Below are 8,482 nucleotides of genomic sequence, written 5' to 3'. Positions count from 1 at the left end.
CGGCCATGCTTGTTGAAGAAGATCCTTCGTACCTCAGGATGACAGTTTTATACATCTACTCGCGCCTCCCCGCTAAAATACCCCTCCTTTCCTGTAACAACCTCCCCCTGCCACAGTCTTATTTTTGTGTAGACAATTTTTACAATATCACCTCAATAAAACATCTACCTTAGATTAAACGTTTAATTGCCGGTTTGTCACCGGCCATACCTGCAATGCCGCGCAAAACCCAATTGGCAATACAGGTTTCACTAAAAATAACACTAACTAAAATGGCTATTAACTTACAAAAAGGGCAGAAAATAGATATCGGCCTTTCAAAAATGACAGTTGGTTTGGGCTGGAACCCAAACGAGGGTACAGGTTATGATTTCGATCTTGACGTATCGGCCATCATGATCGATGCCAGCAGGCTGGTACCGCAGGATGAATTTTTTGTGTTCTATAATAATGTCGATTCGCCCGAGCAGTCGGTTCACCATACTGGCGATGATCCTACCGGCGGTAACAGCGATGGTGGCGATGACGAATCAATCACTGTTGACCTCACTAAAGTAGACGCCCGCATTCAGGAAATCCTATTTGTAGTAACTATTCACGAAGCACAGGCCCGCCGTCAAAATTTTGGACAGGTACGTGATTCCTATATTCGTATCTTAGATAACCAAACCGGAGCGGAGGTTTGTAAATATGAATTGGGTGAAGATTTTTCTATCGAAACAGCTATTGAGTTTGGCAGGTTGTACAAACGCGGTGGCGCATGGAAATTTGAAGCATCGGGCGTAGGTTATAAAGAAGACCTGGCCTTCTTTTTAAGTAAATATTTCAAAGGGCAAATAATCAAATAAAGCGATGGCTATAAATTTGGTAAAAGGTCAAACAATTGATCTTCGTAAAAATGACAAAGGCGAAAGTTTCGATCTGTCGTCGGTAACTATTGGTTTAGGCTGGGATGTGCGTAAAACACACGGCGGCGGTTTTTTAGGCAAGCTGTTTGGTGGTGCCGAAGAAGCGGAATATGATTTGGACGCGATAGCGTTTTTGCTGGATAAGGATGGTAAAGTAGCCAATCGCGGTTACGCCAAGCAAACCGCCAATGGCCGTACCATTAACCTGTTTGAGGGTGATGTGATTTACTTTAATTCTATGCGCCACCCGTCCGGACACATTTGGCTTACCGGTGATAACCGTACCGGGGCAGGCGATGGCGACGATGAGCAGATCATCGTAAAACTTGACGCACTTGACCCTAAGTATGACCGCATCCTTTTCCTGGTAGCCATTTACCAGGGCCGCAAAAACAACCAGCACTTTGGCATGGTAGAAAATGCGTTTATCCGTGCGGTGGATAGTCATGGTAAAGAAATAGCGAAATTCAGCCTGTCTGGCGATTCAACTTACAACGGCATGTGCTCTATGACCTTTGCCGAAGTATATCGTAAAGACGGTACCTGGAAATTCCGCGCCATCGGTGACCCACATTCAACTGATAGCCTTTCGGAGTTGCTTCGAAACTATTAAGCTTAATAAATAAACGTCATTGCGAGGAACGAAGCAATCGCCAACTATACAGGGCGGACTTGCAAATAGGGGATTGCTTCGTTCTTCGCAATGACGCATTTAAATATAGCCTCGAAAAGACATCCCCTACCTAAAACCAATGTACAAGCATTATTCATTTGATCTTTGGCTTACGCTGATCAAATCAAACCCATATTTTAAAATAGAGCGTACCAAAATCTTTCACCGGGATTTTAATCCGACAGGTAAAAGCATAGACGATGTAGCGCGAGCTTTCCGCCAGGTAGATCTGATGTGTAATGCTGTAAACGAGCGTACCGCCAAAAACATTGATGCCGACGAGATGTACCTGATGGTAATTAGCATGATCAATGATAATCAGTATCCGCTTGCCGATGTGGATATCGATAAGCTTTATGCCGATATGGAAAAATTGCTGTTCTATTACCTGCCGGTGGTTTACTCGCCTGTAACAATTGATACGCTGCAGCATCTAAAACAAAAAGGTAATTGCTCATTGAGTATTTTAAGTAATACAGGCTTTATAAAGGGGCAAACGCTCCGCAAGGTGATGGTTAAATTAGGCTTGGCCGACTTTTTTAACTTCCAGATCTATTCGGACGAGGAGGGCATGTCAAAACCCAATCCGGCTTTATTTAAGCTGATGGTGCAAAATGTCAGAGCGTGTAATAAACCAAAGCAAATAAGCCATACAGATATCATACACATAGGCGATAACCCGGCTGCAGATATAGCGGGGGCTAATGAAGTGGGCATTAATAGCCTGCTCATCAATTCAAACAACTTATCAATTTTAAACTTATTAAGTTTATGAAAGCTACCTACTCATTACATCACATCAATAGCGCTACACATTTTGGTTTCGATGCCGATGACTACAGTCGCTTTAAGTTTGGCGATGGTGAAGTGTCCCGCTATTTTGGCATTGACCTGGCCGATGGATTTATTGCCGAACATTTAAGCAAACAGCCCATCAAACAACAAATAGTGGTGATCTCGAGTCCGTACTCGTTTATTCCTACGGCCACCTTCGCCATGAAAAACTATTTTGTGTGCCGGCTTAACCGCTGGCTGGCAGATCATGGCTATCCTGTGGTACAGGAAACTAAAGTACACCGCACTATAACTTATAAGGAAGATTACGGCGCACTTGATGCCGAACAAAGGATCAGTTTAATAGGTAACGACTCGTTTCATATTGATAAGGATTTCCTTACAGGCAAAACGCTGCTTTTTTTGGATGATATCAAAATAACCGGCAGTCATGAACGTATGATCATGAAAATGGTTGATGATTATGGCTTGCAGAATGATATTTACATGCTGTACTTTGCCGAGCTGGTGAATAAGAATATCCACCCCAACATTGAGAATTATCTCAATTATCATCATGTGAAAAAAATCTATCACTTAAATGATATTATCAAAGGCAATAGCTTTTTCATCAACACCCGCATCGTAAAATATATTTTAAATTACGATCACGAAAGTTTTTGCATTTTTATACAAGATCAAGGCAGCAATTTCATAAACTTGCTGTATGATATGGCTTTGGGGAACGGTTACCATACCATTGAAGCCTACTTACCCAACTTAAACTTTATTAAACAAAACCTATTAATAAACAATCATAAACTAATTAAGCATGGCAATTAACTTGCAAAAAGGCCAGCGGGAAACCATTGGTGCCCCCAAATTTACAGTAGGCCTTGGTTGGGATACAAACAGCTCATCAACAGGCTCGGCCTTTGACCTCGATGCTTCAGTGTTCATCATGGGCGATAACAAAAAAATCCTGACCGACGAGCATTTTGTTTTTTACAATAATCCAAAATCACCCGACGGTGCGGTTGAACATACCGGTGATAACCTTACCGGCGCAGGTGATGGTGATGACGAGCAGATCATTGTCGACTTGTCAAAGATCGATCCGCGTGCTACTGAGATCTGTATCGTAGTAACCATTCATGAGGCCGAAAGCCGCCGTCAAAATTTTGGGCAGGTACGCAATTCCTTTGTCCGCATTTTTGATTCGGCTACCAATACCGATATTTTGAAGTACGAGCTGGAAGAAGATTTTTCGATAGAAACTGCCGTTGAGTTTGGCCGCATCTATAAAAAAGATAATAACTGGAAATTCGAAGCTGTTGGCGCCGGTATGAAAGGCGGCTTACAGGATTATTTAACCAAATACAACTAATAAAATGGCTATCAATCTTCAAAAAGGGCAACGCATCAGCCTTGAAAAAAGCAACGGCAGCAAATTACAAAATGTATGTGTTGGGATAAACTGGGGTGCCATTGAAAAGAAAGGTTTGTTTGGTTTGGGTACTACCAAAGAGGCAGTTGACCTTGATGCCAGCTGCATTTTATATAATGACAGCAAACAACTTATTGATGTGGTATACTTCGGCAACCTGCGTTCAAAAGACCATGCTGTAAAACACAGCGGCGATGACCTTACAGGCGATATGGCCGGTAACGACGGACTGGACAACGAAGTAATTACCGTTGACTTTGGTACGCTAAGTCCAACCGTTAGCTATGTAGCCTTCGTATTGAACAGCTTCCGGGGTCAGGACTTTGGCAGTATTCCGTTTGCGTCTATCCGTATTTATGAAGGTACTCCAACCCGCGTTAATGAGATCTTCGCTACTTATGATATCGCACATAGCAAAGATTTTGCGGGCCATGTATCTATGGTGATGGGGTATTTTACAAATAGAACGGCGAGTGGAAATTTAACGCGATAGGCGAACCAACCCGCGACCGCAAGCTGGAAGAAACTGTTAAAACGGTAACAGCTAATTACTTATAAGTATAACCAATGCCGGGTATATTGGTTATCCGGGCATTATTGTCACAATAACTATTTTTCAAAATAAGATTATGGAAAGTGCACAAAATAATGATGAACTAAATATACCACCGCTGATCACTCCAACCAGTTTGGATATTCCGGCGGCCGCGCAGCAAGGCAGTAATGTGCCTATGAGGCTGGATAAGCAAGGCAATGTTAACCTTGATGTTATCCCTACCGAAGATGTAAAAAAATATGGCGAGATGAGCAAAGACCTCAATCCGGGTGATGTTAACTCGATACTGAACTATGGTGTTGAGGTACAAAACTCCATGGAGAAATACAGCAACAACTTCCTTACTTCGGTACGCACCTATAACTCGGGCGAAGTTGGAGTGTTGATCAACGACCTGCTTACCGAACTGAATTATATTGATGTTGATGAGCTGAATCAAAACGCGTTCACCTCGTTCATATCACATATCCCGTTCATGAAAAAGCTGGTAGTTGATACCAAAAAGCTTTTCCAGAAGTACGATACCGTGGTTAACAACATCGATAAGATCACTAATAAGATCAAAGCCGGTCGTGTTAACTCTCTGAAAGATAACAGTTCGCTGCAAACCATGTTTGACAGCAACGTTACCTACATTAAGCAAATGGAAGACCTCATCATTGCCGGGCAGCTTAAGTACAATGAGCTTAACGAAAAGCTGGCTGTAATGGATGGCAACCCAACTGCCTACCAGGATTATGAAATTGCCGATCTGCGCGATTTTGTGAACCGTTTGGATAAACGCCTTGCCGACCTGAAAGTAGTTCGTTTCATTATGATGCAATCGCTGGCGCAGATCCGCGTGGTGCAGAATAACAATACTACCATTGCCGAAAAAGCGCAGTCTATCGTATCAACCACTATCCCGGTTTGGAAAAACCAGCTTACAATAGCTGTGGCGCTTAACCGCCAGAAGGAGAATGTGGAGATGCAGAAAAAAATCTCGGATACTACCAACACCATTTTGCAAAAGAATGCCGAAATGCTGAAACAAAACAGCATTGACGTAGCCCGCGAAAATGAAAAAACAGTAGTGTCTCTGGATACTTTGAAAAAGACAACATCATCGCTCATTGAAACCCTTACCGAGGTAAAACGCATTCACGACGAAGGTACGGCCAACCGCCGCACCCTGAATACCGAACTTCAAAACCTGGAAACAGAATTGAAAAAGACGGTAACGAGTGTGAGTTAATAACCCGAGGGTTATAAATAAACGTCATTGCGAGGTACGAAGCAATCCCAAACTATACAGGGCGAATTTAAAAAACCGCTCTGCTTGTCGGGGATTGCTTCGTACCTCGCAATGACGTTTTTGTTTTATCCGATTTTGTCATGCTGAACGCAGTGAAGCATCTTCTTCACCCTGTATTTTCGCTTTGCATATCCGCTAATTATGTCGAAGAAGATCCTTCGCTACCACTCAGCGAAAACTAAAAAAGGGTCATGCTGAGCTCGTCGAAGCATAGTGGACAGGCCTCTGCGCACGAGTCTTCGACAGGCTCAGACTGACAGGCCTTTTCTCTCACCCAACCACAACTGGCCTCTTCCCATACCTGTTTATAACCTCGGCCAAAATCAAATTAGGCACCCAGCTTAAAAAGGCAATGATGAGGTAGTTATTATGAAAATTTACGCCGTTCCCTAAAACGGTGAACAGCCAGATATAAAAGCGTAAGGTAACCGCGCCGAAGGCAAGGGCATAGCTGCGGTTCATCATTTTGATGTGATCATCTATCCGGCCGTTTTTAACCAACAGGAATGCTGCTAAGGTAAAAACTACCCAAAGCGTATTTTGCAGGAGGAACGATATAAACACACCTGTACCCCGGTTGATAAAAAGCGTCATCACATACGCGCCCGGTGCCGCAAAAAACAGCACGCCGAATACATATAGTTTTCCCAATGCCCGGTGCAGTACTTTGTTATTGTAAACCTTTTTTGAAAACTGAAAGAATCCGGCAAGCAGGATCACGCTGCTGCCAATAATGTGGCAATAAAAAGCGGGTAGATACCAGCCGGTTTTAACCGCCGCTTCCTTTATATGCAAAAAATAAGAATCGTGATTAAAATCCCAGTACTGAACCAATGTACCGGCACACAATATCAACACCCAGAAAAAGGCAAAATATCTTAATATGCGACCGGTAATGCTCATTTAGCAGCTAAGGTATTGGTTTTTATTTTGGTGCTGCTAAGCTTTTTGACCAGGAAACTGATATTGAATTTATCAATGGCGGTCAACGAATCATCAACATTGCTGAGATTGCCGCCGTTATACCTTTCAAACTGATCATTAAATGCATTGTTCCATTGCTCGCTTTTAAATTTATATTGGTATGAAGCGTAGATCTCGTTTTTCATGTATTGCAAAACGCTTGTTGGCATATTATCAGCACGGACACCTTTGCCGTCCCGGTTATTAGGATCGCCCAGCAGATAGCAGCCCTGCAAATATGAATCGTTCATTTTAACGTACTGGGTAAAGCCGAAGATTCTTTTGCCCGGTAACGGAACCAGTTTACCGTTTTTTATTTGCAGGTAATGATAATATGGGCCTTCAATAATTCCCGACCTTTCAATATTTGCCGTGGTTTTAAATTCAATGAGAGAATCACTGATGGCTTTTAAGGAATTTTCATTGCAGGCCCCTGATAAATAACCGCCGCCTTCGGCCTGGCCGTAATATGTTTGAGCGCTAAAGCCCATTACCCGGTTTGTCCTTTTATCAACCACTACCAGCTTTTTCTCGGTGTACAAACCTCCCCTGGCCCCGAGGTAATTACCCACCAACGAATAAAACGCACTTTTAAACCAGCTGGTATCCTGTTTTTGTGTACCGGTAAAACTTATCGACATGTCAACATCACCTTCACCATCTTCACTCATACTTTGCACATGCTTGCGTAAAGGGTTTTGAAAATCGATATAAGCAGGTACTATTTTCCAGTCGGCCAGGTACGATGGCGGAATCACATGCAATTGGTGCTTTCCCGGTCATTGTATTCCATGATGTTTTTCGAGCTTTTATCCGACAGGTCAAACGATGAGCCGAAGGTTTTGATTTTTGATAACTCGTCGGCTATTTTAAAATCAGTTTGTTTATCGCTGATACTCAGGTCTTTTTTCAGGTAAAAGTAACCGGCATCTTTTTTTAGCAGCGCCAGGTTATCGTCGTCATTATTTAGTGGATAGATCTGGTCATATATTACAGGCACTGTCAGTTTGCCGTTAAGGTCATACAGCCCCCTGTTTTTGCCCAGTTCAACTTCTATAAATCCGCTTAAAGTTCCGCCGATGTTATGGATCAGATCATAAGCCGGTGGAATGATCTCCTTTAATGACGGGCTTAAAAGCCCCATTTTGTAGGTGGATTTAGCCGGTATCGAATCTGGATAATAAAAGTTGCGGTTTAATACACCTTTTATCACATAAAAGTAGGTTTGCTTATTTACGTGCTCAAACCACAAAACACTATCATAGCGTGTTTTCAATTGTTCGGCGGTTTTAAACGCGGCAAGGGTTATAGGCTCATATACATCCTTATTCGCTAACGATTTGCCTGCTATTTTCTTTTGATAAGCCAGGTAATCACGCCTGAAACGGTCGGCGCTTACGCTAATGATCTTGAAGCCACCGTCATTAAGTTTGTGGACAGTAAAAGTTATAGTCGATAGTTTGGCAGGCTCTTTATCGTTGCTAAAGCTAACCTTTACAAATGCTTTGGCTAAATCATTTCCGGCAAACGTAATGTCATTGTCCGTAAAGTTAAGCTCTGTCCTGAACAGGGGCATAGCTTTGCCGCTCAGGTTGGTTTTTCCGGATAAAACTTTAATGAGCAGCGTTATCGCTTTACTGTTTTTATCGGCTTCAAAAAACTGTTGCAGTGAATCGATGTCGCCGGCTTTAGCATGACGGTTAAAGTCGTTCAAAAATCGAATCAATTTTTCCTTATCGCCGCTTGCCTGGTGTTTACACCCGGCAAAGAAAATGCCGCCGAGGGTAATTGAAAATGCTATTAATGTGATTAGTATAGGCTTAGTTCTCATTTTATCGGCATTAATTAAGTTGTATAAAAAAAGCAC

Annotated in this window: 10 protein-coding genes; 7 read left to right on the top strand and 3 right to left on the bottom strand. The window is 42.6% G+C overall.

Annotated elements, in window-relative coordinates:
- Nucleotides 1–272: 272 nt before the first annotated feature.
- From AC1DUD_RS19140 to AC1DUD_RS19110, 7 genes are all read left to right on the top strand, one after another.
- Nucleotides 273–848, top strand: coding sequence for a TerD family protein (locus tag AC1DUD_RS19140; protein WP_477377252.1), 576 nt, complete (start codon nt 273–275; stop codon nt 846–848).
- Between the two features lie 4 nt (nt 849–852).
- A complete protein-coding gene (locus AC1DUD_RS19135) occupies nt 853–1,521 on the top strand; it encodes a TerD family protein (RefSeq protein WP_477377250.1) in 669 nt (222 codons plus the stop codon).
- Between the two features lie 139 nt (nt 1,522–1,660).
- On the top strand, nt 1,661–2,356 hold the full coding sequence (locus AC1DUD_RS19130) for an HAD family hydrolase (RefSeq protein ID WP_477377248.1): 696 nt from the start codon (nt 1,661–1,663) through the stop codon (nt 2,354–2,356).
- The gene (locus AC1DUD_RS19125; protein WP_477377246.1) at nt 2,353–3,198 is read left to right on the top strand and encodes a phosphoribosyltransferase family protein; all 846 of its coding nucleotides are present in this window, start codon (nt 2,353–2,355) and stop codon (nt 3,196–3,198) included. The genes AC1DUD_RS19130 and AC1DUD_RS19125 overlap by 4 nt, the downstream gene beginning before the upstream one ends.
- Nucleotides 3,188–3,742: a TerD family protein gene (locus tag AC1DUD_RS19120; protein ID WP_477377244.1), complete on the top strand. Its 555-nt coding sequence runs from the start codon at nt 3,188–3,190 to the stop codon at nt 3,740–3,742. Before AC1DUD_RS19125 ends, AC1DUD_RS19120 begins: the two co-directional genes overlap by 11 nt.
- Nucleotides 3,743–3,746: 4 nt before the next feature.
- Nucleotides 3,747–4,295: a TerD family protein gene (locus tag AC1DUD_RS19115; RefSeq protein ID WP_477377242.1), complete on the top strand. Its 549-nt coding sequence runs from the start codon at nt 3,747–3,749 to the stop codon at nt 4,293–4,295.
- Between the two features lie 136 nt (nt 4,296–4,431).
- Nucleotides 4,432–5,592, top strand: coding sequence for a toxic anion resistance protein (locus AC1DUD_RS19110; RefSeq protein WP_477377240.1), 1,161 nt, complete (start codon nt 4,432–4,434; stop codon nt 5,590–5,592).
- A 330-nt stretch (nt 5,593–5,922) separates the two neighbouring features.
- On the opposite strand, the gene AC1DUD_RS19105 is transcribed toward AC1DUD_RS19110, so the two are convergent.
- Genes AC1DUD_RS19105 through AC1DUD_RS19095 form a run of 3 tightly spaced genes read right to left on the bottom strand, consistent with a single transcriptional unit; the run spans nt 5,923 to nt 8,446 of the window.
- Entirely contained in the window at nt 5,923–6,555 is a 633-nt protein-coding gene (locus tag AC1DUD_RS19105; protein ID WP_477377238.1) for a DUF2306 domain-containing protein, read from the bottom strand.
- Nucleotides 6,552–7,373, bottom strand: coding sequence for a hypothetical protein (locus tag AC1DUD_RS19100; RefSeq protein ID WP_477377236.1), 822 nt, complete (start codon nt 7,371–7,373; stop codon nt 6,552–6,554). Before AC1DUD_RS19100 ends, AC1DUD_RS19105 begins: the two co-directional genes overlap by 4 nt.
- On the bottom strand, nt 7,370–8,446 hold the full coding sequence (locus AC1DUD_RS19095) for a WG repeat-containing protein (protein ID WP_477377234.1): 1,077 nt from the start codon (nt 8,444–8,446) through the stop codon (nt 7,370–7,372). The genes AC1DUD_RS19100 and AC1DUD_RS19095 overlap by 4 nt, the downstream gene beginning before the upstream one ends.
- Nucleotides 8,447–8,482 lie beyond the last annotated feature (36 nt).

The organism is Mucilaginibacter sp. P4_A11 (assembly GCF_056402535.1).
This window is presented reverse-complemented; position numbering and strand designations above follow the sequence as displayed.

What these genes read in the sequence shown, in the direction of transcription:
- AC1DUD_RS19140 (WP_477377252.1), top strand. Translation starts at nt 273, where the DNA reads ATGGCTATTAACTTACAAAAAGGGCAGAAAATAGATATCGGCCTTTCA.
- AC1DUD_RS19115 (WP_477377242.1), top strand. Translation starts at nt 3,747, where the DNA reads ATGGCTATCAATCTTCAAAAAGGGCAACGCATCAGCCTTGAAAAAAGC.
- AC1DUD_RS19095 (WP_477377234.1), bottom strand. Translation starts at nt 8,446, where the DNA reads ATGAGAACTAAGCCTATACTAATCACATTAATAGCATTTTCAATTACC.
- AC1DUD_RS19105 (WP_477377238.1), bottom strand. Translation starts at nt 6,555, where the DNA reads ATGAGCATTACCGGTCGCATATTAAGATATTTTGCCTTTTTCTGGGTG.
- AC1DUD_RS19130 (WP_477377248.1), top strand. Translation starts at nt 1,661, where the DNA reads ATGTACAAGCATTATTCATTTGATCTTTGGCTTACGCTGATCAAATCA.
- AC1DUD_RS19135 (WP_477377250.1), top strand. Translation starts at nt 853, where the DNA reads ATGGCTATAAATTTGGTAAAAGGTCAAACAATTGATCTTCGTAAAAAT.
- AC1DUD_RS19110 (WP_477377240.1), top strand. Translation starts at nt 4,432, where the DNA reads ATGGAAAGTGCACAAAATAATGATGAACTAAATATACCACCGCTGATC.
- AC1DUD_RS19120 (WP_477377244.1), top strand. Translation starts at nt 3,188, where the DNA reads ATGGCAATTAACTTGCAAAAAGGCCAGCGGGAAACCATTGGTGCCCCC.
- AC1DUD_RS19125 (WP_477377246.1), top strand. Translation starts at nt 2,353, where the DNA reads ATGAAAGCTACCTACTCATTACATCACATCAATAGCGCTACACATTTT.